Origin of the sequence: Roseovarius albus (assembly GCF_900172335.1) — a bacterium.
GTDB lineage: Bacteria > Pseudomonadota > Alphaproteobacteria > Rhodobacterales > Rhodobacteraceae > Roseovarius > Roseovarius albus.
Genome location: NZ_FWFX01000020.1, coordinates 20362 through 43457 on the forward strand (window position 1 = coordinate 20362; position 23096 = coordinate 43457).

The following is a 23096-nucleotide window of genomic DNA, read 5'->3' on the forward strand; positions in this document are numbered from 1 at the left end:
TCCCGAGGACGACGCCAAAGGCGGAGGACGAGACATCCAATGCGCCGCAAGGCGCTCCTTCAGATCACTTGCCCTTGCGCATACGTTCCATCGTCATGAGCGCACGCAGCCACTGCTGTGATCCCACCAGACGGCGAAAGGCGCGTTGTAACTCGGCAGTACCGTCACGTTCATACCAATGGCCTTGGGATATGATGATCCGTTCCGGTGCGAAATCAATCATCTTTTCAACGCTTTCCTCAAGCGACTGCCGATTGAAACCACGGGCCATCCGATAGGGCATTTTACCGTCGGTGTATTCCGTACCCGCCAGCCAGACGATGGGTCGCATCCAAGCCGGCAAAGCGTTGGTGTCATGGGCCTGAATAATGTCAGAGACAATTAACGTCGCGCTGGCCTGATGAAAAAACACCACCTCGCGATGCCGCCAGCTGCCGCGCACCAACATCTGGCCCAATTGCCCATGCCATTCTGCCTCAGCCTGATCGATGTCCAGCTCGCGGTCCACCCGAACCTGTTCCAGACTTTCCTCGGCCAGTTCAGGCACCCCCGGTGCCCCGTAGACAATCGCGTCCTTATAAGCCGCCTGCCACATAGGCAGCGATGCCAGATAATTGGTATTGGGCACGACCAGATATTTGACCGGCCCCAGCGCCTCCAGCTCGGCCAGCAAATTTTCGGTCAGCGTCGTGGGCGCATGCACCCACAGGCTGCCATCATCGAGCCGGGCCACTGAGGCCCGCGACCCACGCAGGATCCAGCCTGACTGGACGGGCGCGCCGTCAATCACCCACAGCCCGTCCGCTACGGGTTTTAAGGTATCAAAAGGCGCATGTGCTCGTCCGGTCATATCTGTTTAGTCGGTGACTGTGACCTTGGTCATCACGTCCGGCTTGCCGCTGACTGTGCCAGACTGGCCTGAGCCGCGCTTGATCTTGTCAACGACCTCCATGCCTTCGGTCACCTGTCCTACAACCGTATATTGCCCATCCAGATGCGGGGCAGACTGGAACATGATGAAGAATTGGCTGTTGCCACTGTCTGGGCTACTTGATCGGGCCATGCCGACCGTGCCACGCACGAACGGTTGGTTTGAGAACTCGGCCTTCAGGTCTGGGCGATCACTGCCACCCGATCCGGCAGAGGCGAGATTTCCACTGTCCACCTTGCCAAATTCCACATCACCGGTTTGCGCCATAAAACCGTCGATAACCCGGTGAAAGGCGACGCCATCATAGGCCCCTTCGGTGGCCAGTGCGGCGATCTGCTCAACATGTTTTGGCGCGACATCCTCCAGCAGGTCGATCTTGATCGTGCCGTTGGCTTTGCCAGACACTTCAATCTCAAGCCCGGTGGCCAGCGCGGGGCTGGCCAGAAGGGCAAATACAGCTGCCAGTTTACGCATCAGCGGCAACCTTGACGCTGACCATGCGGTCGGGGCTTGCTGGTGGCTCGCCACGCACGATGGCATCGACATGTTCCATGCCGTCAATCACGCGGCCATAGACGGTGTACTGACGATTCAGGAAGTGGTTGTCTTTGAAGTTGACAAAAAACTGGCTGTTGGCGCTGTCGGGGTTCTGGCTGCGTGCCGCACCCAAGGTACCGCGGTCATGCGGAACGCCGCTGAATTCGGCCTTCAGGTTTGGCAAATCACTACCGCCAGTGCCGGCCATGCGAATGTTGAAATCTTTTTCCATGTTGCCATTGGCCACATCGCCAGTCTGCGCCATGAAGCCGTCGATCACGCGGTGGAAGGCCACGTTGTCATAAGCGCCCGAGCGTGCCAGCTCTTTCATCCGCTCGCAGTGGCCCGGGGCCACATCCGGCAGCAATTCGATTGTCACGGTGCCGTCTTTGAGTTCCATCAGGATGGTGTTTTCGGGGTCTTTGATTTCGGCCATCGGGCGCTCCTTCGATAAAGATTTGACTGATACCTAGGCGCTTCGTTCACGATTGCCAAGTATCTGCAGTTGACGCGCAGACCTCTTCGCGCCATGAGAGGCGCGAAATTGCGTAACGGAGGGTTGTGGCATGGGCTGGAAAACACTGGATGACATGGATCTGAGCGGTAAAACCGTGCTGACACGTGTGGACATCAACGTGCCGGTCAAAGACGGCATCGTCACCGACGCCACCCGGATCGAACGGATCGTGCCCACCATCAAAGATATTCTGGCACGCGGCGGTAAGCCAATCCTGATCGCTCACTTTGGCCGCCCAAAGGGTAAGGTCGTGCTGGACATGTCCCTGCGCGTGGCCGTGCCAGCGCTGGAAGCGGCGCTTGGCCGCTCGGTCACTTTGCTGGAAACATTGGAAGGCGCGGAAGCGCTGACCGACGAAGCGAAAGCCGCTGATGTCCTGCTGCTGGAAAACATCCGGTTCCATCCAGGTGAAGAGGCAAACGATGCCGCGTTTGCCAAACGTCTGGCGGGTCTGGGCAATATCTATTGCAACGATGCCTTCTCCGCCGCGCACCGTGCCCATGCTTCGACCACCGGCATTGCACAGCATATGCCATCCTGCGCCGGCCGCCTGATGCAGGCGGAGCTGGAAGCGCTGGAAGCCGCCCTTGGTGCGCCGCAGCGCCCTGTTGTCGCCGTGGTTGGTGGCGCGAAAGTATCCACCAAGCTCGACCTGCTGGGCAATCTGGTTGAAAAGGTCGATCAACTGGTCATCGGTGGCGGCATGGCCAACACCTTCCTGGCCGCGCAGGGGCTGAACGTAGGTAAATCGCTGTGCGAGCACGACATGGCCCCTACAGCGCGCGAGATCATGACCAAGGCCGGGGCCGCGGGATGTGAAATCCTGTTGCCTGCCGACGTGGTTGTGGCCCGCGAATTCGCCGCCAATGCCGCCAATGAAACAGTGCCCGCCCATGCCTGCCCCGAAGATGCGATGATTTTGGATGCCGGCCCGCAAAGCGTGGCCCGCGTTGGTGCAGCGCTGGACAGCGCCAAAACCCTGATCTGGAACGGCCCGCTGGGCGCGTTTGAAATCGAACCTTTTGACATGGCCACCAACGCCGCCGCAAAACACGCCGCCGCGCTGAGCAAAGCGGGCAAACTGACCTCGGTCGCCGGGGGTGGCGATACAGTCGCCGCCCTGAACAAGGCCGGGGCCGCGGAGGATTTCACCTATATCTCCACCGCAGGCGGTGCGTTCCTAGAATGGATGGAAGGCAAAGAACTGCCGGGTGTTGCTGCGTTGAACGGATAATATAGAGACCATCTACGGCTAACCCTGCTCACTAAATTCTGCAGATCATCGAAAAATGGTCTGCAACATAGCCCTGTATTTGCAGCGCTCGTCTGGATCGAACCCATTGCACTGAATGCTGCGGGAAACATGAGCGTTCACTCGATTGGCTCTCCGTCAAATGAAATGTAACCATCGAGATCTGCCAACGATGTTTGGAAGTTCTTTTGATATAGGTTTAGTTCACACCATTTGTGCTTGCGACAATCAGCAGTCAGAGATTTCATCACATGAGTATCTGGGCCAGTCGATTGCATTGATGTGCAGAATTCTCACATGCCCTACGCAACAATGAACATCAGCACAAACATGCCCACAACTAGCAGGCCAATATAGCTGCAAACACGCATGAATTTGTCCCACTTGCTTAGCGACTTCCACGGTCTTTTCTTTGGAGTCTGAGGCGTTTGGGTCTCTGTTTCAGGAGTTTTGCTTTGGAAAGTCTCCTTCGTCTCATCTGCTCTTCGTTTGACCGAGGAAATGGCCTCACTTGCGCCAGCTTTGAGATGGGACCATCTTTTACCCAGTTTCTCTGCACTTAACGTGTCAGGAGGAATAGGCTTGGAATCACTGTGTGGTGTCGAAGGCTTGCTGCTACCCAATCGTTCCCATTCATCAAAAAATATCCCTGGCTTGAAATCGTCCATCAACTTAGCTTCCAGCAGCCGAAAACGGCGAAGCTGAACCGTATCCATCTGGTCGAGGTTCAGCTTCAACAAACCGGTAAGTCGGTCTGACTGACTTTCTGAAAGAAGTCCGTCATGTTGCAAATCATACACCATTTTGCGCAATTGCCGCGCGCGGTCGCGATGCGGGTGCAAGCCGGTTTTGCGCAAAGTGATGGCACCGCTTCCCAGGAAGTTGAACTTTTGTGGGCGCTGCAGATGTTCAGCCTGCATCATTTCTTCGAGATAATCAAAAAGTTCACGTGTATCGACCGTCCCATCGCCATTGCGATCCGCTGCGCCCCTTAGCCCGTCCAACAGGTGTTTCGTAAACACACCATGACCAAAGGTTTGTGCTTCACGCGCGATCTGCGTGCTGGTCGCAGCGGTCATCACCAAAGTGCGGCTGTTTGCGCCAAGTTCCAACTGAAGCTGCTCGCCAAGCGCCGAACGAGAGGCGTCCTCACCAGCTGCACCCGCATAGCAGCAGTCCAGGATCATCAATCGCGTTCGCGCAGAAGCCTGCTCAACCACATCCAGCAAATTGCCGTATTTCAATGCGGTGGAATGGATCAGATCACTACGCGTGTTACCAAATGCTAGATGAAGCTTCTGATTGCGCACCAGTCCGTGACCCGCATAATAAATCAGCAAAAGATCATTGCGCTGCATCTCGGTGGTTATCTGCTCAATTGTTGTCAACGCGTCGGAATGGTTGCCTTGGGTTATCAATTCAACACGATCAAATTGCTCACCGGTTTCTCCTTGCAGCAGATTATGAAGCGCAGTGGCATCATTGCGCGCATAACTTAAATCATCCAATTCGGTGTCTGCGAAGCTGTCTATACCGATTATGATCGCAGTCTTTCGTGTCGATTTATCAACACCAGTTCGGTTCTGAGGGGGCTCGAAAGGCTTAACAGTAAGGTCTGATTGATCGAACTCGGGGCCAGTTGAAGCCACCCCCTGCGAAAAATCGGGAGCAAGGCGGGAAAGGACGTCGAATACCCGATCCTCACTGAAGTTCTTTGCATCAAAGGCGAGTTCTGTGCCCTCATCTGTACGCAGTGCAAATGCAACCGATTTTTCTCGAACGATGTATGCTTTCAGCACCTGAATAAGCGATGACACCGCTGCTGATTGCCCGACCTCAATCCAGAGCTGTGGGTCAAGCAACAGTTCAAACGCCCGCGAACCTGATGCAGGTTTGCGCGTTGCACGTGAAGATCTGAGCCCATCTGCGTCATTCAAATCACGATCAAGCTGCCCCACAAGTGTTGACAGCGCTTCATCGTCTAAATCAGACGATTGAATGTCCAGCTTAATAGCCATGATACATTACCCGACACAGCAAAAACTTGAAAACGATTGCCGTAACAGACTTACCAAGAGTAGCAGATTTCATCTGGAATGTCCAAAAACGGCAGGACACGCGGCCCCTGTAACATTTCTGCAAATTAAATCTCCCCTGACTGTTGACTCCCTGCTTTTCGCTTCTTAGCTATGCGTCGTTATCACTCGCCGACAGGGAGTGCTAACACGCTCCGCTCGGAGTTAGGGAGAAACTTTATAGGGAAACCTACATCATGGCATTTAAACCGCTACATGACCGTGTTCTTGTACGTCGCGTTGAAAGCGAAGAAAAAACCGCTGGTGGTCTGATCATTCCAGACAGCGCCAAAGAAAAGCCTAGCGAAGGCGAAGTTGTTTCCTGCGGCGAAGGCGCCCGCAAAGACAACGGCGAGCTGATCGGCATGGCCGTCAGCGCAGGTGATCGCATCCTGTTCGGCAAATGGTCGGGCACAGAGATCACGATCGACGGCGAAGAGCTGCTGATCATGAAAGAAAACGACATCTTGGGCGTAATGGCCTGATCGTCAATCTGACACCACAATTTCTATAGACATTCAGGAGCATTATCATGGCTGCTAAGGACGTCAAATTTGACACCGATGCCCGCAACCGCATGCTGAACGGCGTAAACATCCTCGCCGATGCGGTCAAAGTAACACTGGGCCCAAAAGGCCGTAACGTCGTTCTCGACAAATCCTTCGGCGCACCACGTATCACCAAAGACGGTGTATCGGTTGCCAAGGAGATCGAACTGGAAGACAAGTTCGAAAACATGGGCGCGCAAATGGTGAAAGAAGTCGCCAGCCGCACCAACGACGAAGCCGGTGACGGCACAACCACAGCAACAGTTCTGGCACAAGCGATCGTTCGCGAAGGCCTGAAGCAGGTTGCTGCTGGTCTGAACCCAATGGATCTGAAGCGCGGCATCGATCTGGCAACTGCCAAAGTTGTTGAATCCATCAAAGCTGCTTCACGTGAAGTTAAAGACAGCGACGAAGTTGCGCAGGTTGGTACAATCTCTGCCAACGGCGAAGCCGCAATCGGTCAGCAAATCGCAGGCGCGATGCAAAAAGTTGGCAACGAAGGTGTCATCACCGTTGAAGAGAACAAAGGTCTGGAAACAGAAACCGATGTTGTTGAAGGTATGCAATTCGACCGCGGTTACCTGTCACCTTATTTTGTCACCAACGCTGACAAGATGACCGCCGAGCTGGAAGACTGCATGATCCTGCTGCACGAGAAGAAACTGTCTTCGTTGCAGCCAATGGTTCCACTGCTGGAACAAGTCATCCAGTCGCAAAAGCCTCTGCTGATCATCGCAGAAGATGTTGAAGGCGAAGCGCTGGCAACTCTGGTTGTCAACAAACTGCGTGGCGGCCTGAAAATTGCTGCTGTCAAAGCCCCTGGTTTCGGCGACCGCCGCAAAGCCATGCTGCAGGACATCGCGATCCTGACCGGCGGTCAGGTCATCAGCGAAGATCTGGGCATGAAGCTGGAAGGCGTTACAATGGACATGCTTGGCACAGCCAAGAAAGTTCAGATCACCAAAGACGAAACCACTGTTGTGGACGGCGCTGGTGAGAAAGCCGAGATCGAAGCACGTGTTGCTCAGATCCGTAACCAGATCGAAGAAACCACATCTGACTACGATCGTGAAAAGCTGCAAGAGCGCGTTGCCAAACTGGCAGGCGGTGTTGCCGTCATCCGCGTTGGCGGCATGACCGAAGTTGAAGTGAAAGAGCGTAAAGACCGCGTTGATGACGCGCTGAACGCAACCCGCGCTGCCGTCCAAGAAGGCGTTGTTGTGGGTGGTGGTGTTGCTCTGGTTCAGGCTGGCAAAGCTCTGGACAATCTGGAAGGTGCAAACGCCGACCAAACTGCAGGCATCAACATCGTTCGCAAAGCAATTGAATCACCTCTGCGTCAGATCGCCGAGAACGCCGGTGTTGACGGTGCAGTTGTTGCGGGCAAAGTCCGCGAGAGCAGCGACTCATCGTTCGGCTTCAACGCTCAGACCGAAGAATATGGTGACATGTTCTCCTTCGGCGTGATCGACCCTGCCAAGGTTGTGCGTACAGCTCTGGAAGACGCGACATCGATTGCTGGCCTGTTGGTCACAACCGAAGCCATGGTCGCCGACAAGCCAGCCAAAGATGGCCCAGCCGGCGGCGGCATGCCCGACATGGGCGGCATGGGCGGCATGGGCGGCATGATGTAAGCCATCCGTTCTGGATATTATTGGGAAAGGGGCTGTGCTTTGCGCGGCCCCTTTTCTGTTCAGGCAATCGATTTTTGCCGTTCACAACATTGTACGCTTGCCTCATAAAGCAATTTCCGGTTCAACATCTGCGGACCCAACGCGCGAAGGTAACAACTATGACCACCTGGATCACAATCTGCGACACCTGCAAGCAGGACGACTGGACACCTGAAACCCACAGCCGCCCGCATGGGGAAGATCTGGCGGAACTGGTAGAGGCACAATCCGAGGGGCGCGAGGTACGCACGCGCCGGGTGTCATGCCTAATGGGCTGCTCGCATGGCTGCAATGTAGCCATTCAGGCGCCGGGCAAGCTGGCCTACACGCTGGGCCGTTTTACACCGGATCAGGACGCCGCCGAGGCGATTGTGGACTATGCCGAACTGCACGCGCAGTCCGAAACCGGTCAAGTGCCGTTCAAGCAATGGCCGCAGGGTGTGAAGGGGCATTTTGTCACCCGGCACCCCCCGCTGCCTGCTAACGATCAAGGCTAATGCGCTCCGGACGCGATCACGGCGGCGGCCTTGATGCCGCCATGGCCCGCTTTGGTGGAACACGGGCGGATTGGGTTGATCTGTCGACGGGTATCAACCCGGTGCCCTACCCTTTGCCGGAGATTTCTGCCGACGCATGGGCAGCCCTGCCTGATCAGAAGGCGGAGGACCAGTTAATAGATGCCGCGCGCCGGTTCTGGAATGTGACTGATGACCTGTCCCTTCTTGCTGCGCCCGGCGCCTCAAGCCTGATCGCTCAATTGCCATGCCTGATCCCGCAGGGGAGTAAACGCGTTCACATCCCCACTCCAACCTATAACGAGCACGCTGCTGGTTTTGCGGCACATGGGTGGAACAAGGTTAACGATACCCCAGATGTTCGGGTGATCGTCCACCCAAACAATCCGACCGGGCATTGGTACGGAGCCTTGGACTTGGATGCGCCATTTACCGTAATCGATGAAAGCTTTGCCGATGTTGCGCCGGAACGATCGATGATCGGACATGCGAATAACAGCACAATCATTTTGAAAAGCTTCGGCAAGTTCTGGGGTTTGGCAGGGCTGCGTTTGGGCTTTGCCATTGGTCCCTCGGATTTGATTGAACGCCTTTCCGAGCGTCTAGGTCCTTGGGCTGTGTCCGGCCCTGCGCTTCGCATCGCCACGGCTGCGTTGACCGATCATGGCTGGGCCACCGAAACGCGCGCACGCTTGAACGACGATGCCGCCCGGCTGGACAACTTGATGACCAAGGCTGGAGCCGAGTTGGAGGGTGGGATTTCCCTCTTCCGGCTTTACCGCGTTGACAATGCGACGGCTTGGCAGGAACGGCTAGCCGCGCATCACGTATGGAGTCGTATTTTCCCCTATTCCGAACACTATCTTCGCCTTGGCCTGCCCACGCCGCAGGAATGGGCGCAATTGGAGACAGCGCTATGAGTCTCGCGATTTGCCTTGTATTGGCCATGGTGCTAGACGCTGTTTTGGGCGAGCCCAAATGGCTGTGGGATCGTGTTCCTCATCCCGCCATCTTGATGGGTCGCTCAGTTGATGTGCTGGACAATGCGTTGAACACCGGAACGCAGCGTCGTCTCAAGGGCATCATAACCATGGTCGCTTTGACCGTACTCGCCATCGTACTGGGCAATTTGATTTCGATCTTTGGCGGCGTTGCTGAAATCCTCGTAGCGGCCATGCTATTGGCCCATAAATCGTTGGTCGATCATGTCCGCGCCGTTGGGCGCGCCCTACGCCTGTCACGCAATGACGCGCAGTTGATGGTGGCACGCATTGTGGGCCGCGACACCAAAGATATGACGGGGCCACAGATTGCCCGTGCGGCCATTGAATCTGCCGCCGAGAATTTCAGCGACGGGGTGATTGCCCCGGCCTTCTGGTTTCTGGTTGGCGGTCTGCCCGGTTTACTGCTCTATAAGTTCACCAACACCGCCGACAGCATGATCGGCTACCGCAACGAACGTTATGAGGAATTCGGCTGGGCCGCCGCCCGATTTGACGATCTGTTGAACCTGATCCCCGCCCGGTTGACCGCAATGCTCTTTGCCCTCAGCCATGGTCAGATCAGCCAATGGCGTGTCATCGCGGCGGAGGCTCGTCTGCACCGATCGCCCAATGCGGGCTGGCCAGAGGCAGCCTTGGCACGTGGGCTGGATGTGGCTTTGTCAGGCCCGCGCTCTTATGATGGGCAGATGCGTGATTTTCCCTATGTCAACGAGACCGGTCGCAAGCTGATCGGCGCGCCCGAGATCAGCGCCGCCTGCACCGCCCTGTGGCGATCCTGGACCATTGCCTTGCTCTTTGCTTTCTTACTCGCGATGGTCTGCACATGAGCGAGACGTTTGAGATCTTTCTGGCGGCCACTCCCGGGTTAGAACTCCCCCTCTTCAATGAGGTGCGCGAGGCCGGGTTTAGCTATCCGCACAAGGTGCCCGGTGGTGTGACCATTCAAGGCGGCTGGCCAGATGTCTGGCGCGCAAATCTGGTCCTACGTGGAGCCAGCCGGGTGCTGGCGCGCATTGGATCGTTTCGGGTGATGCATCTGGCGCAACTGGACAAACGCGCCCGCAAATTTCCGTGGTCTGAAGTACTACGCGCAGACGTCCCGATCAAAGTTGATGTCACCTGCCGCAAATCCCGTATCTATCACGCCAAGGCGGCGACCCAGCGAATTGAACGCGCCCTAACCGAGACGCTTGGTGTAGCACTCTCTGCGGATGCGCCTTTACGTCTAATGGCCCGGATCGAAGATGACCTGTGCACCTTCAGTATTGATACCTCGGGAGAGCCTTTGCACAAGCGTGGTTTCAAGGAGGCCGTGGTCAAAGCCCCCATGCGCGAAAACATGGCGGCGATGTTCCTGCGGGAATGCGGATATACCGGGGATGAACCTGTGCTGGACCCGATGTGCGGCTCGGGCACTTTCGTGATTGAGGCCGCCGAGGTGGCTGCCGGCCTGATGCCCGGGCGGGCACGTAACTTTGCCTTCGAGCAACTGGCCAATTTTGACCCCGATCAATGGGTGGCGTTCAAGGCCGAAGCAACAACAACACCAACAGACATCCCATTCTATGGCAGCGACCGCGATACCGGTGCCGTGCGCGCCGCCAGCGCCAATGCCGATCGCGCGGGCGTACAAGCCACGTTCACACACTGCCCAATCAGCGATCTGCAACGCCCGGATGAGCCGGCGGGCTTGATCATAATCAACCCGCCCTATGGCGCGCGGATCAGCAATAAAAAACCGCTCTATGCATTGCACAATGCATTGGGCCAAGTGCTGAAAGAAAGGTTTTCCGGCTGGCGCGTCGGGCTTGTCACCTCGGATGCAGATCTGGCCAAAACAACCGCCCTGCCCTTTGACGCCCCCGGTCCCTATGTGGCCCACGGTGGGTTGAAAATCCGGCTTTGGCAAACCAGACCCTTGCCCTGAGCGCAAACCCAGATCCGCTCTTTCATCTGACCAAAAATATCTCGGGGTGAATTGGCCAACGGCCAAGAGGGGCAGCGCCCCTCTCCCACTTACGCAACCATCTGCTCTGCTTTTTTGAGATCAACGGAAACCAGCTGGCTGACCCCTTTTTCCGCCATAGTCACACCGAACAAGCGATCCATCCGGCTCATCGTCACGGCGTGGTGGGTGATGATCAGGAAACGGGTTTCGGTACGGCGGCACATTTCGTCCAGAAGGTCACAAAACCGGCCCACGTTGGCATCATCCAATGGCGCGTCGACCTCATCAAGCACACAGATCGGGGCAGGATTGGCCAGAAACACGCCAAAGATCAGCGCCGCCACGGTTAGCGTCTGCTCGCCGCCTGACAACAGGCTAAGAACAGACAGTTTCTTGCCGGGAGGCTGACACATGATCTCAAGTCCCGCATCCAGCGGGTCATCGCTTTCGACCATAACCAGATTGGCCTCGCCCCCACCAAACAAGTGCTTATAAAGCATCTGGAAGTTGGAATTGACCTGTTCAAAAGCGGTCAGAAGGCGCTCGCGCCCTTCTTTGTTCAGGCTGGCGATGCCGCTGCGCAGGGTGCGGATGGCTTCCTCGAGATCGTTCTTTTCATTGACCAGTGTGGTGTGTTCTTCTTCAACCTCACGGGCGTCTTCCTCGGCCCGCAGGTTGACCGCGCCCAGCGCATCACGTTGGCGTTTCAGGCGGTTCACATCAGCTTCGATCTGGTCCGAGGCAGGCATCTCGTCAGGGTTCACATCCAGTTGTTCCAGCAGCGCCTCAGGCGCAAGCTCAAGCTCTTCGGTGATCCGTTCAGCCGCCACCGCCACGGTTTCACGCGCGGCTTCCATTCGCGCCTCAGAGCGGGCACGCGCCTCACGTGCATCGGAAGCGTTGCGTTCAGCGTCACGTTCACCGGCAACCGCTTCGCGTGCGGCACTTTCGGCCACGGACAATGCATCGGCCGCTTCGGCGCGTCGTGCACCTGATTTGTCAATCTGCTCACCTAATTCCTCGCGCTTGGCAGCAATCTCTTCAGGCGCTGCGGAGGCTTCGACCAGTTCTTCTTCAGTCGTATACTTACGTTCAGCCAGTTCTGAACTGCGCTTTTCGGCTGTTTCCAATCGGTGCCGCCAACCGCTGACTTCCTTGGCTACTTCCTGGCTGCGTTTGGTCCGGCTTTCGCCCTCGCGGCGTATCTCATCATGAGCCGAGCGGCGTGACATCATGGTGATGCGCGCGGCCTCGACAGTCATTTTCACATCATCAACCTGCGCACGCGCCTCGTCCAGATCACCCAGATCGGTCTGGCCCTTCTCGGCTTCAGACAACTGCTTGCGCGCCTCCATTGCCTCTTCTTCGTGGCGGGTCACAGCCAGGCCCAGAGATTCGTGCTTGGAGGCCGCAAGGTTGCGATCCGCCTCGGCACGCGACAGCGTTCGGCTGGCTTGAGTCACTTGCGCATCCGCTGCTCGACGCGCTTCACGTGCGGCGCGGTCTTCTTCGGTTTGGCGTGCCAGCATCAGAGACAAGGCTTCATGCGCCTGCTGTGCACCTTCGGCACGGGCCGTGGCATGGGCCAGTTCCTGCTTGAGTTCTTCAAGGCGGTTGAGCTGCTCCAAGCGCAAGGCTGCCGCACTTGGCGCATCCTCTGCCCAGGCGCGATAACCATCCCAGCGCCACAGGTCGCCTTCACGGCTAACCAAGCGTTGACCAGGATTCAACTCGGCCTGTAAGCGCGGACCATCGTCACCGGACACCAGCCCGATCTGGCCAATCCGACGTGCTAGCACCTCGGGTACATTCACATAGCTCGAAAGCGCATTAACCCCCGCAGGCAAGGTTTGCGCGTTGGAGTAGCCCGGCAAAAGCGCCCAGCCAGACGGGCCATCTGCCGAGACCTCTGGCGCGCGCAGATCATCAGCCAAAGCTGCACCCAGCGCCTTTTCATAGCCCGATGTCACCTGCAAACGGTCAAGAATCTGACCACCTTCAGCAGTGTCGCGCTCCAATAACTTGGCAAGCGCCGTTACCTCGGCGCTCAGGGCATTCAACTCGCCCTCGGCCTCGGACCGTTCCGCCCGCGCCGTTACCTCACGATCCTGCGTTTCCATGCGCGCCTCTTCGGCGGCATTCAGGGCCAGTTCAGCCTCTTCCGCAATATGCTGCGCCTCTTCCTCGGCCTGCTGAGCAATCTCGAATTCCTGCGCTGCACGGGCTTCCGCCTCTTTCGCACCCTGCGCGGCCTCACGGGCACGAGTAGATTCTGTTTCGCTTTTGCCCAACATTTTACGGCTGTCATCCAACAGTCGCTGCGCCGAATGGTGACGCGCGGCCAGACGGGCGACATCCTCGGTTAACTGCCCCAGGTCAGTTTCGCGCTGCTGCAGGACGGCGGCCGCTTCATGCGCTTCTTCTGAGGCGATTTCCAACCGTTCGTCATGCCCCTCGCCCGCCTTGCCCAGTTCACGCGCTTCCCACTCCAACCGCTCGATCGTTTCGCCTGCATCGCGGTTCAGGCTGGCCTCGCGTTCAATATCACGGGACAGTTGCTCGATCCGCGAGGTCAGAGTTTCAATCCGGGTGCGGGCGTTCTGCTCTTGCTCGTTCAGAGTATCTCGTTGGACCTGCAGACGTTGCAGCACCGCAGCGGCAATCGCCTCTTCTTCACGCAGGGCAGGTAAGGCATCTTCGGCCTGCACCCGCAATTTCGCGGCCTCACGGGCAGCTGCCTCCATCCGGGCTGCGCCCGTAATGCGCTCGCGCAGTTCCTCATCGGCGGCAGCGCGGGCCAGATCGGCCTCCTTCCAACGACGATAGAGCAGCAGGCCTTCAGAGCGGCGTAGGTCCTCACCAATTGCGCGATAGCGTTGCGCTTGCCGTGCTTGACGGGCCAGTTGTACCAACTGCGTGGCAAGCTGTTCGATCACATCATCGACACGGGCCAGATTGGTTTCAGCGCCTTTGAGTTTGAGCTCAGCTTCATGGCGACGTTGATAAAGCCCGGAAATGCCCGCTGCTTCCTCAAGGATTTTGCGGCGCGCCTTGGGCTTGGCATTGATCAGATCGGTGATCTTACCCTGACTGACCAGCGCCTGCGAATGCGCCCCGGTCGAGGCATCAGCAAACAGCATCTGCACGTCTTTAGCGCGGGCATCCTTGCCGTTCACCTTGTAAGCCGAGCCAACATCTCGAGTGATCCGACGGATCACCTCAAGGTGGTCAGCATCGTTAAAACCTGCCGGAGCCAGCCGATCAGAGTTGTCCATATGACAGACAACCTCAGCAAAGTTGCGCGCTGGCCGGCTGGCCGCCCCGGCAAATATCACGTCTTCCATGCCACCGCCCCGCATGATGCTGGGGCGGTTCTCGCCCATCACCCAGCGCAGCGCCTCAAGCAAGTTCGACTTGCCGCACCCATTTGGCCCCACCACTCCGGTCAGACCATCCGTGATGATCAGGTCTGTCGGGTCAACGAAGCTTTTGAAGCCGGTCAGTCTGAGCTTTGAAAAATGCAATGCGGCCCCTTGCGGTATCTACGGCACATAACGATTCCTGTTGAGGAATATTGTGACGGTGAGAATCGCAGGCTGTCAACGCATAACCCCACCATATGGGGTAAGTCGCGGAGTTATCCACAAAATATTGCGAATTTCCGCGCAAATCATTGACGCAAGACCAATGGAAGCGCAGTGGTCGCTTGATTCGGCTGCTATCTTGCAGGGGCAGTGGTCTTGCAGGGGCAGTGGTAACGCCATGTCGCGGTGGTTGCGCTTCAGGTCGCAAAAAAGCTCTGTCTGACCCGAGTTTGAAATCATTCTTGACCCAATCGATCTTCATATTCATACCAAGCCGAACGAAGATTTCTCACCTCCCTTTCTGCGTCCACACGTAGACAGGACCGATCAACGGAACGAAACATGCAAAGACCTTTCCTTCTTTTGATCATCGGGGGGCTCTTGGGATTGGGGCTGGGGCTTCTCATAGCGCCTCCAGGCCATGTTCATCCCGAAGCTCATGACCATAGCAATCCAGCACATCATTCCGACGGGCAAGCACATGATGCAATGGATCATTCGGACATGGACCATGACGCGATGCATGACAAACTGACCGAGGCTTCGGCGCCCTATCCCCGCCTTACGCTGTCCCTGTATCCAGATGGCAATAACAGCCGAAATCTGCAGATCCAGGTCGAAGATTTCACCTTTGATGCGCGGACCGTTAACAGTGCACATACTCCCGGTGCCGGACATGCGCATATCTATGTGAATGACGTCAAGCTGGCCCGGACCTATGGGGAATGGTTCCATATCACTGGCTTGAGCGTAGGCACCCACGACATCCGGGTCACGCTCAACGCCAACGACCACAGCCAACTCGCCATTGATGGCACACCGATTGAGGCCACTACCACCGTGGTGATCGAATGAACAATTTGACCGTTGCAACCAACGGTGCTCGCAAGGAGAAGAATTAATGCCTGCCAAAATTCCTGCCACCGTTGTCACCGGCTTTCTTGGTGCCGGCAAAACGACACTAATCCGTCATATGCTGGAAAATGCCAATGGCAAACGCATTGCCCTGATCATCAATGAATTTGGCGATCTGGGTGTTGATGGCGGCATCCTCAAAGGCTGCGGCATCGAAGGCTGTGCCGAGGATGACGTGATGGAGCTTTCCAACGGCTGCATCTGCTGCACCGTGGCCGAAGATTTCGTGCCGACCATGGAAAAGTTGCTGGACCGCAAAGACGCGCCAGATCACATTGTGATCGAAACCTCAGGTCTGGCGCTGCCCCAGCCATTGGTACGCGCCTTCAACTGGCCCGAGATTTCCACGCGTGTAACTGTTGACGGTGTTGTCACCGTGGTTGATGGCAAAGCTGTTTCTGAAGGTCGTTTTGCCCATGACGTCGCTGCTGTTGACGCACAGCGTCAGCAAGATGAGAACCTTGATCACGAAACGCCACTGTCCGAGCTGTTCGAGGATCAGATCGCCTGCGCCGACATGATCGTTGTGAATAAATCTGACCTGCTGGGCGCGGAAGAATCCGAGGCGCTGGCTGGCAAGTTACGCGGTGAGAGCCGAGACGGCGTGCAGGTGGTCAAGGCCACCATGGGCGCACTGCCCATCGACGTTCTACTGGGTCAGGGCATCGGTGCCGAGGACGATATGGACGCGCGCCACGAGGTGCATCACCATCATCACGACCATGACGATGATCATCACGATGACGACCATCATGATGATGACCACGATCATCATCACCACCATCATCACGACCATGATCACGACGCTTTCGAGAGCTTTGTTGTCACCCTTGGTGAGATCACCGATGCAGGTGCTTTTGCCGAGCAGGTCGCCGATGTGATCCGCAAAAACGACATCCTGCGCCTCAAAGGCTTTGCTGCAGTTGAAGGCAAGCCTATGCGCCTGACGTTGCAAGCGGTTGGTCCGCGTGTGGACACCTATTTCGACCGTCCGTTCGGTGCTGACGCGCGCGAAACCCGTTTGGTCGTCATTGGTCAATCCGGCCTGAACCGCGCGGCGATTGAGAAAGCACTGGCGGCCTGATGTTGGTGATCGAGGCTTCAGATCCGCGCGAAACGGGTGTGAAACAGCTGTTGGAATCCAGCCATGCGCTGATGGCCGAGCTGTTTCCGCCCGAGGAAAACTTTGCGCTCGATATCGAAGACCTCTGCACGCCGGACATCCATTTCTTCACCGCCCGCGAAGGCGGTGAAATTCTGGGCACCGGCGCGATTGCTGTACGAGAGGGCTACGCCGAGGTGAAATCCATGTTCACCTCGCAGGCTGCGCGTGGCAAAGGCGTGGCGGCTGCTCTGCTGCGCCAGCTTGAGGATCAGGCCCGTGCCTTGGGCCTGACTGCACTGAAACTGGAAACCGGCGAGGATCTGGCGGCTGCCGTTCGTCTTTATGAGCGTCACGGATTCACCCGCTGCGGGGCCTTTGGTGACTACCAGCCCAATGCCTCCAGCGTTTTCATGGAAAAACAACTGGACGTTTGAAGCGCCGGATGCTTCATCGTCCCGACACGACACTTGACCCAAAGGGCTGCCCCTGATGCACTTGCTTGCTGCCACCCCCGGATCCATCGATGATGGCAAAGAACCCGTTGATCTGGCCCAGAGCCCGGCAGAAGTGGTGTTTGTCTCGGCCGCAGATACGGAGCTGGCAGGGCTGAGTGCCGCGCGCACGGAAATGGAGTTCGCACCGACCCTGCGTTTGGCCAATATGATGCATTTGGTTCATCCGATGTCGGTCGATCTGCACCTTGATAACTGTGTCACCAAATCCAAACTGGTGATCGCCCGTGTGCTGGGCGGCGTGGGCTATTGGAAATATGGGGCCGAGCAATATGCCGCGCGTTGCTGTGAGGCGGGCGTACCGCTGGCGCTGCTGCCCGGCGATGACAAGCCAGACCCGGAGCTGCGTGATCTGTCGACGGTCTCGTCCGAAGATTACGATGCACTCTGGGCCTATATGGTCGAAGGTGGGCCGGAAAATGCCACCAATTTACTGAACTATGCGCGGGCCATGCTGGACGGGTCCGGAAAACCGATGGCAGCCAGCCCGCTGCTGCGTGCCGGGGTCTATTGGCCCGGCGCAGGCGTTGCCGACCTGAGCGCCGCGCAAGAAGCATGGATAGAGGGCCAACCGGTGGTGCCCGTCGTGTTCTATCGTGCGCTAGTGCAAGGTGCGGGTCTCAACCCAATCAACCGCGTGGTCCGCTCATTGCTGCGCGCCGGATTGAACCCGCTGCCAGTCTTTGTCGCATCTTTGAAAGACCCTGTGTCCACCGCCACGCTGGAGCAACTATTTACCGCCGCCCCGCCGTCGGTGATTCTGAACTGCACCTCATTTGCAGTTGGGTCCCCCCATGCGGGCGATGTGAACCCCGACAACCCGCTGACCATGCCAGCCGCGCAAGGCGCACCTGTGTTTCAGGTGGTGCTAGCCGGATCGTCAGAAGAAGCCTGGGCCGAAGGTTTGACCGGCCTTTCAGCTCGCGATATCGCAATGAATGTCGCCCTGCCCGAGGTTGATGGCCGGGTGCTGTCTCGCGCCATCAGCTTCAAGGGTGAGGCTTACTTTGACGAGGCCACCGAATGCCCCATCGCCACCTATCGTGCACAAGGCGACCGGGTGGAGTTTGTTGCCAATCTGGCTGCAAATTGGGCCAAGCTGCGCAGCACCGTAGCAGCTGAGCGCAAGGTTGCTTTGGTCTTGGCTAACTATCCCAACAAAGATGGCCGCCTGGCCAATGGTGTCGGTCTGGACACTCCCGCTGGAACGGTACACGTTCTAAACCTGTTGAAGGGTGATGGCTATCGCGTTGAGAACCTGCCCACCGACAGCGATGCGCTGATGCAGACGATCATGGCAGGGCCAACCAATTGGTTGACAGATCGGGCGGAGCGTGAGGGTGGTGAGGTCCTGTCGATCGAAACCTATCAAGAATATTTCAACACCCTGCCATGGGAAATGAAAGAGGCAATGACCACCCGCTGGGGTGCGCCGGAAGATGACCCATTCTATGACGCGCAGGGCTTTCATCTGTCGATCCTGAATTACGGCAACGCTGTCGTCGGCATCCAGCCCGCGCGTGGCTATAACATTGATCCGACTGACACCTATCACTCCCCTGATCTTGTGCCCCCGCACAACTATCTGGCCTTCTATTTCTGGCTGCGCCATCGGTTTGGCGCGCAGGCCATCGTGCACATGGGCAAACATGGAAATCTGGAATGGTTACCGGGCAAGGCGCTGGCGCTGAGCCAGACCTGCTGGCCCGAGGCGATCTTTGGCCCAACACCGCACATCTATCCCTTCATTGTTAACGATCCGGGCGAAGGAACGCAGGCCAAACGCCGGGCGCAAGCGGTGATCATCGACCACCTGACGCCACCCCTGACTCGCGCTGAAACCTATGGACCCCTGCGCGACCTCGAGGCTTTAGTGGACGAATACTACGAGGCGGCGGGTGTTGATCCACGCCGAATCGACCACCTGCGCCGAGAGATCCTGTCCTTGTCATCTGTCACTGGATTGGACAAGGACGTCGGCATGTCTGGTGAAGATGAAGATAGCGATCTGGCCAAACTTGACGCCTATCTATGCGAGTTGAAAGAAGCTCAAATCCGCGACGGACTGCATATCTTTGGACAATCGCCGGAAGGGGAGCAGGAACGTGATTTAGCCATCGCCCTGGCGCGCGTGCCACGCGGCGAAGGCCATGAGCGCGATGCCTCCTTCATCCGCGCTTTGGCCGCGGATTGCAACGTGGACATTGATCCGCTCGATTGCGATATGGCCGCGCCTTACACCGGGCCACGTCATGCCGAACTTGAAGCACTGGATGCAGGTCCATGGCGCAGCAATGGCGACACAGTTGAGCGGCTGGAACTTCTGGCGCAACGCCTTCTGCGGGATGGCGGGCGGGGCGTCGTGGCCCCCGGGCCACGCGCGTCCGTCGTCCTGCAGGAAATCAATGAGCGTATTTTACCAACCCTGCGCACCTGCGGACCAGACGAAGGAGCGGGGCTCCTCACCGCCCTCAAGGGGCACTTCGTCGCCCCGGCGCCCTCCGGCGCCCCCACCCGCGGACGTCTGGACACCTTACCAACCGGGCGCAACTTCTACTCGGTCGACAGCCGTGCCGTGCCCACGCCCACCGCCTGGGCTCTGGGTTGGAAGTCAGCCAACCTGTTGATTGAGAAACACCTACAGACCCACGGCGATTGGCCGCGCACCATGCTGCTAACCGCATGGGGCACCGCAAACATGCGCACCGGCGGTGACGACATTGCGCAAGCCATGGCGCTGATGGGCGTAAAACCCAAATGGGACAGTGCCAATCGCCGCGTCACCGGGTTCGAAGTGCTGCCCCAAGGTGTGTTGGGCCGCCCGCGTGTGGACATCACCCTGCGCATATCGGGCTTCTTCCGCGATGCCTTCCCGCAGCTCATTGCCCTCTTTGACAGCGCGGCCCGTGCGGTTCAGGCACTGGATGAACCCGATGACCTGAACCCAGCTGCTGCCCGAACACGTGCTGGCGAAGCACAGCCACGCGTCTATGGCTCAAAACCCGGGGCATATGGCGCCGGCCTGCAGGCAATGATCGATGAGCGCCTCTGGGCTGACAAGGCCGTCCTGGCTGAGGCTTACCTGACCTGGGGCAGCTATGCTTATGGTGCCAAGGATGAAGGCACCGCAGATCGCAAAGGGTTCGAGACCCGCCTCCGCCAGACAGAGGCCATTGTGCAGAACCAGGACAACCGCGAACACGACCTGCTCGACAGTGATGATTATTACCAGTTCGAAGGCGGGGCTGCCGCTGCTGTCAGCACGCTGCAAGGCAAGGACCGCCCAATATATCACAACGATCATTCCCGCCCCGAGCGGCCCGTCATCCGCACGTTGGATGATGAGATTGGCCGCGTTGTCCGCTCGCGCGTCGTAAATCCCAAATGGATCGATGGAATCAAACGCCACGGCTACAAAGGCGCGTTCGAGATTGCCGCAACGGTAGACTATCTTTTTGCCTTCGCCGCCACGACAGGAGCCGTTAAAAACCACCACTTCGACATGGTGGAAGCCGCCTTCCTCGAGGATGAAGACACCCGCGATTTCATCGAGGAACACAATGCCCCTGCCCTGCGTGAAATCGCCGAACGCCTGCAAGAGGCCATCGATCGCGAATTGTGGATACCACGCTCAAACTCGGCCCGAACCCGCATTATGGCAGCACGTCAAGGCACAGAGATTCCTTGACAGGCTGCTCCCCCTCATGCGCAAAATAGGCTGAGTTAATCTGATCCCGAGGGTCCGCCATGACCTTGCGCAGATACACACGGCACGACGATTTCCACGCCTTGCATATGCTCTTGCACCAGGCCTTTGCTCATATGGAGGGACGAATTGATCCACCTTCATCAATGACTAGGCTGACACCAGATGGCCTCCGTGGCATGGCAGATGAATGTGAAATTTGGGTTTTAGAACAACGAGATCAACCCATTGCCTGCATGATCCTGACACCCGAAGACGGCAACCTCTATCTGGGCAAATTGGCCGTCTCTCACCCACATCGCGCCCAGGGTCATGCCCGGGACCTAATCCATCATGCCGAAGACCGTTGTCGCGCACTCCGCCTCGCGGGCCTGACGCTGGAAACACGGATTGAACTGACAGAGAATCACTCCGCCTTTTCCTCTCTGGGGTTCAGAACCATCGGCTCAACCGCGCATCCCGGTTATGATCACCCCACCAGCCTGACCATGTTCAAACCTGTTACCACGCAAGAGCTCCACTCATGACAACCAAAGGCCGCTGCCTATGCGGTGCAGTTTCCTTTGCCTTCGATGGCGCCCCAAGCTGGACCTGCTATTGTCATTGCGAAAGCTGCCGCCGCAATTGCTCAGCGCCGGTCACCGCCTATCTGGGTGTTGAGCGCACTCAGTTCCGATGGAGTAGCGCGCCACCCACCATCTATGAAAGCAGCCCCGGCACACGACGTTTGTTTTGCAGTACCTGCGGCACCCCCATGGCGTTCGAGGCAGAGCGCTACCCTGACGAAGTCCACCTGTACATCGCATCGCTGGAAGATCCCGCTGCAGTTCACCCCACCAAACACGTACATTTTGAAGAACACCTGCCGTGGATGGATATCCACGATACCCTACCGCGCTCTGCAGGATCGAACGCCCCCCATCAAGAGAAGCACAAAAACCACGAAAACCAGGATTGACGTGCGCTTAAATTCGGCTAAAACAGCGCCAGATTATCCGAAGGGCTAAGCTAACCAGTCAGACAATCTCGCCCCTATAGCTCAGCTGGTAGAGCAACTGATTTGTAATCAGTAGGTCCGCGGTTCGAGTCCGTGTGGGGGCACCATTTATATCAATAATAACAGAAACTTAACTGACATAGTTACCGTGCAGTTTTCAAAGGCATTTCTGTGCTGCAAGCAATGCAAGCGCACCTCGAACAAAAAATCAAACATTGGCGACATTGAGTATGACGCTATGAGAAACCGAGTCGGCAGAATGCCAAATGTCGCTTTGCGAACCAGCTGGGTTCCGCCCGTTCGGTATTCAATCGCTCCCCCGGAGCGATTGCCGTTACACGGACCAGACCTCACTCCCAGCGATAGTTGAAGCTGACGCTGATGCGGTCGTCTTCGGACATGTTCATCGGGACCTCGTGGCGCAGCCAGCTTTCCCAGAGTAGCACATCGCCCACATTGGGCTTTACGTAGATGAAGCTTTGCAATTCGCGACGGGCGCTTTTCTGACGCACCGGCGCGGCCATCATCATGGCAGAACGTGGATCTTCCAGTTTGAGCGCGCTGGTGTCTGCGGGCATAGACACGTAGGTGGTGCCGCTGATCACGGAATGCGGATGGATGTGCGAGGCATGCATACCGCCCTCGGGCAGGATGTTGATCCACAGGTCCTCAAGCGTGAGCGTGCGGCCATCGAGGTCAAACTGCAGATCCTCGGCAAAGGCCGCGACATGGGCATCCAAGGAGGCCACCAGATCAGCAAAGATCGGAAACCGCCACGGCAGATCGGTCAGCGAGGCGTAAGAGGTGTAACCGGGATAGGCGTTGGCCTCGCACCAGTCCTGTCCTGCCTCGTCATCCTCGGCAATGGAATAGCACGACACCTCCATCTCTTGCGGATCAATGGGTGCGCCATGTTCTGACAGGGCAGCGCGGTACAGGCGGGTGGCGAAGAGCGATTCAATCTGTGACATGAGGGCGTATTTACATGGGTGTCGCCTGCATTGCGAGAGGCTACAGAGCGGTAAATCAAAGTGTTCCCGAAGTTTCCATCCGTTCATAACAAACCAAGTTATAATACATCTCCCAAGAGACATATTCGCCAAGCAGAGCGATTATGATCACAGCCACAACAAGTGCTAAAGCCAGCCATCCGGGTAGTATTGCCCTGAAGCGCCACAACGCCCAAAGAGCAATCGCCCATAGCGACAGCCAGACGACATCTTCCCAATAAAACCAGCCCCACAAGCATTCCTCAAAGGTCATATTTTCCCACACAT

Annotated in this window: 20 protein-coding genes and 1 tRNA gene; 14 read left to right on the forward strand and 7 right to left on the reverse strand. The window is 57.4% G+C overall.

The window, feature by feature from the left end:
• Positions 1-64: 64 nt before the first annotated feature.
• From ROA7450_RS19845 to ROA7450_RS19855, 3 genes are read right to left on the reverse strand one after another with little or no spacing between them, the layout of a single operon-like run.
• Positions 65-850, reverse strand: a complete 786-nt coding sequence (locus ROA7450_RS19845) for a DUF4336 domain-containing protein (protein WP_085807705.1) — start codon at positions 848-850, stop codon at positions 65-67.
• A gap of 6 nt (positions 851-856) precedes the next feature.
• Positions 857-1405: a peptidylprolyl isomerase gene (locus tag ROA7450_RS19850; protein WP_085807706.1), complete on the reverse strand. Its 549-nt coding sequence runs from the start codon at positions 1403-1405 to the stop codon at positions 857-859.
• Entirely contained in the window at positions 1398-1904 is a 507-nt protein-coding gene (locus ROA7450_RS19855; RefSeq protein WP_085807707.1) for a peptidylprolyl isomerase, read from the reverse strand. Before ROA7450_RS19855 ends, ROA7450_RS19850 begins: the two co-directional genes overlap by 8 nt.
• 130 nt (positions 1905-2034) lie before the next feature.
• Between ROA7450_RS19855 and ROA7450_RS19860 the strand changes: the two genes are divergently transcribed.
• Positions 2035-3219 carry a phosphoglycerate kinase gene (locus ROA7450_RS19860; protein ID WP_085807708.1) on the forward strand — a complete coding sequence of 395 codons (1185 nt, stop codon included), beginning with the start codon at positions 2035-2037 and terminating at the stop codon, positions 3217-3219.
• 320 nt (positions 3220-3539) lie between these two features.
• Here ROA7450_RS19860 and ROA7450_RS19865 read toward each other — a convergent pair whose 3' ends face one another.
• Entirely contained in the window at positions 3540-5255 is a 1716-nt protein-coding gene (locus ROA7450_RS19865; protein WP_085807709.1) for a caspase family protein, read from the reverse strand.
• A 254-nt stretch (positions 5256-5509) separates the two neighbouring features.
• Between ROA7450_RS19865 and ROA7450_RS19870 the strand changes: the two genes are divergently transcribed.
• The 6 genes from ROA7450_RS19870 (at position 5510) to ROA7450_RS19895 (ending at position 10979) form a co-directional block, all read left to right on the forward strand.
• Entirely contained in the window at positions 5510-5797 is a 288-nt protein-coding gene (locus tag ROA7450_RS19870) for a co-chaperone GroES (protein ID WP_085807710.1), read from the forward strand.
• Between the two features lie 47 nt (positions 5798-5844).
• Positions 5845-7494, forward strand: coding sequence for a chaperonin GroEL (groL, locus tag ROA7450_RS19875; RefSeq protein ID WP_085807711.1), 1650 nt, complete (start codon positions 5845-5847; stop codon positions 7492-7494).
• Positions 7495-7652: 158 nt separating this feature from the next.
• The gene (locus ROA7450_RS19880) at positions 7653-8030 is read left to right on the forward strand and encodes a DUF1636 family protein (RefSeq protein WP_085807712.1); all 378 of its coding nucleotides are present in this window, start codon (positions 7653-7655) and stop codon (positions 8028-8030) included.
• Positions 8030-8968: a threonine-phosphate decarboxylase gene (locus ROA7450_RS19885; protein WP_085807713.1), complete on the forward strand. Its 939-nt coding sequence runs from the start codon at positions 8030-8032 to the stop codon at positions 8966-8968. The genes ROA7450_RS19880 and ROA7450_RS19885 overlap by 1 nt, the downstream gene beginning before the upstream one ends.
• Positions 8965-9879, forward strand: a complete 915-nt coding sequence (gene cbiB, locus ROA7450_RS19890) for an adenosylcobinamide-phosphate synthase CbiB (protein ID WP_085807714.1) — start codon at positions 8965-8967, stop codon at positions 9877-9879. Before ROA7450_RS19885 ends, cbiB begins: the two co-directional genes overlap by 4 nt.
• Complete coding sequence (locus ROA7450_RS19895; protein ID WP_143534548.1) at positions 9870-10979, forward strand: THUMP domain-containing class I SAM-dependent RNA methyltransferase; 1110 nt, start codon at positions 9870-9872, stop codon at positions 10977-10979. Before cbiB ends, ROA7450_RS19895 begins: the two co-directional genes overlap by 10 nt.
• 89 nt (positions 10980-11068) lie before the next feature.
• Here the strand turns inward: ROA7450_RS19895 and smc are convergent, their stop codons facing one another.
• Positions 11069-14524, reverse strand: coding sequence for a chromosome segregation protein SMC (gene smc / locus ROA7450_RS19900; RefSeq protein ID WP_085807716.1), 3456 nt, complete (start codon positions 14522-14524; stop codon positions 11069-11071).
• Between the two features lie 402 nt (positions 14525-14926).
• On the opposite strand from smc, the gene ROA7450_RS19905 reads away from it, so the two are divergent.
• The 7 genes from ROA7450_RS19905 to ROA7450_RS19935 all read left to right on the forward strand — a co-directional run bounded on the left by ROA7450_RS19905 (position 14927) and on the right by ROA7450_RS19935 (position 21926).
• The gene (locus ROA7450_RS19905; protein ID WP_085807717.1) at positions 14927-15439 is read left to right on the forward strand and encodes a hypothetical protein; all 513 of its coding nucleotides are present in this window, start codon (positions 14927-14929) and stop codon (positions 15437-15439) included.
• 46 nt (positions 15440-15485) lie between these two features.
• On the forward strand, positions 15486-16583 hold the full coding sequence (gene cobW, locus ROA7450_RS19910) for a cobalamin biosynthesis protein CobW (RefSeq protein WP_085807718.1): 1098 nt from the start codon (positions 15486-15488) through the stop codon (positions 16581-16583).
• The gene (locus ROA7450_RS19915) at positions 16583-17038 is read left to right on the forward strand and encodes a GNAT family N-acetyltransferase (protein ID WP_085807719.1); all 456 of its coding nucleotides are present in this window, start codon (positions 16583-16585) and stop codon (positions 17036-17038) included. Before cobW ends, ROA7450_RS19915 begins: the two co-directional genes overlap by 1 nt.
• A 55-nt stretch (positions 17039-17093) precedes the next feature.
• The gene (gene cobN, locus ROA7450_RS19920) at positions 17094-20804 is read left to right on the forward strand and encodes a cobaltochelatase subunit CobN (protein WP_085807720.1); all 3711 of its coding nucleotides are present in this window, start codon (positions 17094-17096) and stop codon (positions 20802-20804) included.
• A gap of 59 nt (positions 20805-20863) precedes the next feature.
• Positions 20864-21349: a GNAT family N-acetyltransferase gene (locus ROA7450_RS19925; RefSeq protein ID WP_085807721.1), complete on the forward strand. Its 486-nt coding sequence runs from the start codon at positions 20864-20866 to the stop codon at positions 21347-21349.
• Positions 21346-21780: a GFA family protein gene (locus tag ROA7450_RS19930; protein WP_085807722.1), complete on the forward strand. Its 435-nt coding sequence runs from the start codon at positions 21346-21348 to the stop codon at positions 21778-21780. The genes ROA7450_RS19925 and ROA7450_RS19930 overlap by 4 nt, the downstream gene beginning before the upstream one ends.
• A 70-nt stretch (positions 21781-21850) precedes the next feature.
• Positions 21851-21926, forward strand: a tRNA-Thr gene (locus tag ROA7450_RS19935).
• Positions 21927-22169: 243 nt separating this feature from the next.
• Here the strand turns inward: ROA7450_RS19935 and ROA7450_RS19940 are convergent.
• Positions 22170-22790 (reverse strand): 2OG-Fe(II) oxygenase family protein, encoded by a 621-nt coding sequence (locus tag ROA7450_RS19940; protein ID WP_085807723.1) that lies wholly within the window; start codon positions 22788-22790, stop codon positions 22170-22172.
• Between the two features lie 55 nt (positions 22791-22845).
• Positions 22846-23082 (reverse strand): hypothetical protein, encoded by a 237-nt coding sequence (locus ROA7450_RS19945; RefSeq protein ID WP_085807724.1) that lies wholly within the window; start codon positions 23080-23082, stop codon positions 22846-22848.
• Positions 23083-23096 lie beyond the last annotated feature (14 nt).

Excerpts from the sequence above, each read along its gene's own strand:
- ROA7450_RS19855 (WP_085807707.1), bottom strand. The coding sequence starts at position 1,904 with ATGGCCGAAATCAAAGACCCCGAAAACACCATCCTGATGGAACTCAAA.
- ROA7450_RS19915 (WP_085807719.1), top strand. The coding sequence starts at position 16,583 with ATGTTGGTGATCGAGGCTTCAGATCCGCGCGAAACGGGTGTGAAACAG.
- cbiB (WP_085807714.1), top strand. The coding sequence starts at position 8,965 with ATGAGTCTCGCGATTTGCCTTGTATTGGCCATGGTGCTAGACGCTGTT.
- ROA7450_RS19850 (WP_085807706.1), bottom strand. The coding sequence starts at position 1,405 with ATGCGTAAACTGGCAGCTGTATTTGCCCTTCTGGCCAGCCCCGCGCTG.
- ROA7450_RS19865 (WP_085807709.1), bottom strand. The coding sequence starts at position 5,255 with ATGGCTATTAAGCTGGACATTCAATCGTCTGATTTAGACGATGAAGCG.
- cobW (WP_085807718.1), top strand. The coding sequence starts at position 15,486 with ATGCCTGCCAAAATTCCTGCCACCGTTGTCACCGGCTTTCTTGGTGCC.
- groL (WP_085807711.1), top strand. The coding sequence starts at position 5,845 with ATGGCTGCTAAGGACGTCAAATTTGACACCGATGCCCGCAACCGCATG.
- ROA7450_RS19880 (WP_085807712.1), top strand. The coding sequence starts at position 7,653 with ATGACCACCTGGATCACAATCTGCGACACCTGCAAGCAGGACGACTGG.
- ROA7450_RS19870 (WP_085807710.1), top strand. The coding sequence starts at position 5,510 with ATGGCATTTAAACCGCTACATGACCGTGTTCTTGTACGTCGCGTTGAA.
- ROA7450_RS19885 (WP_085807713.1), top strand. The coding sequence starts at position 8,030 with ATGCGCTCCGGACGCGATCACGGCGGCGGCCTTGATGCCGCCATGGCC.
- ROA7450_RS19845 (WP_085807705.1), bottom strand. The coding sequence starts at position 850 with ATGACCGGACGAGCACATGCGCCTTTTGATACCTTAAAACCCGTAGCG.
- ROA7450_RS19860 (WP_085807708.1), top strand. The coding sequence starts at position 2,035 with ATGGGCTGGAAAACACTGGATGACATGGATCTGAGCGGTAAAACCGTG.
- ROA7450_RS19940 (WP_085807723.1), bottom strand. The coding sequence starts at position 22,790 with ATGTCACAGATTGAATCGCTCTTCGCCACCCGCCTGTACCGCGCTGCC.
- ROA7450_RS19925 (WP_085807721.1), top strand. The coding sequence starts at position 20,864 with ATGACCTTGCGCAGATACACACGGCACGACGATTTCCACGCCTTGCAT.
- ROA7450_RS19905 (WP_085807717.1), top strand. The coding sequence starts at position 14,927 with ATGCAAAGACCTTTCCTTCTTTTGATCATCGGGGGGCTCTTGGGATTG.
- cobN (WP_085807720.1), top strand. The coding sequence starts at position 17,094 with ATGCACTTGCTTGCTGCCACCCCCGGATCCATCGATGATGGCAAAGAA.
- ROA7450_RS19945 (WP_085807724.1), bottom strand. The coding sequence starts at position 23,082 with ATGACCTTTGAGGAATGCTTGTGGGGCTGGTTTTATTGGGAAGATGTC.
- ROA7450_RS19930 (WP_085807722.1), top strand. The coding sequence starts at position 21,346 with ATGACAACCAAAGGCCGCTGCCTATGCGGTGCAGTTTCCTTTGCCTTC.